The sequence below is a fragment of the Schumannella sp. 10F1B-5-1 genome (genome assembly GCF_006517535.1).
GTDB lineage: Bacteria > Actinomycetota > Actinomycetes > Actinomycetales > Microbacteriaceae > Schumannella.
Genome location: NZ_VHQH01000282.1, coordinates 1 through 306 on the forward strand (window position 1 = coordinate 1; position 306 = coordinate 306).

Here is a 306-nt window from a genome sequence, read left to right on the forward strand (position 1 = left end):
TCCCAGAAGATCCGGAAGTCGTCGGCCGCGGCGGGCATCGCCGCGAGGGCGCGCGCGGTCGTCTCGTCGACGGAGGAGCCGGTCGGGTTCGCGTACTGCGGCACCAGCCACATCCCCTTCACGGCGGGGTCGGCGAGATGCCTCTCGATCGACGGCAGGTCGAGCGAGCCGTCGGCCAGGTACGGGATCGACACCATCCGGATGCCGAGCGCCTGCGTGATCGCGAAGTGGCGGTCGTAGCCGGGCGACGGGCACAGGAACACCGCGTCGCGCCCGACCCACGGCTCGCCGCCCGGCACACCGTGC

Annotated in this window: 1 protein-coding gene; it reads right to left on the reverse strand. The window is 72.9% G+C overall.

The features are described from left to right. Positions 1-306: aminotransferase class I/II-fold pyridoxal phosphate-dependent enzyme (locus FJ658_RS15720; RefSeq protein ID WP_141146257.1), on the reverse strand; the 306-nt coding region annotated here is incomplete at both ends.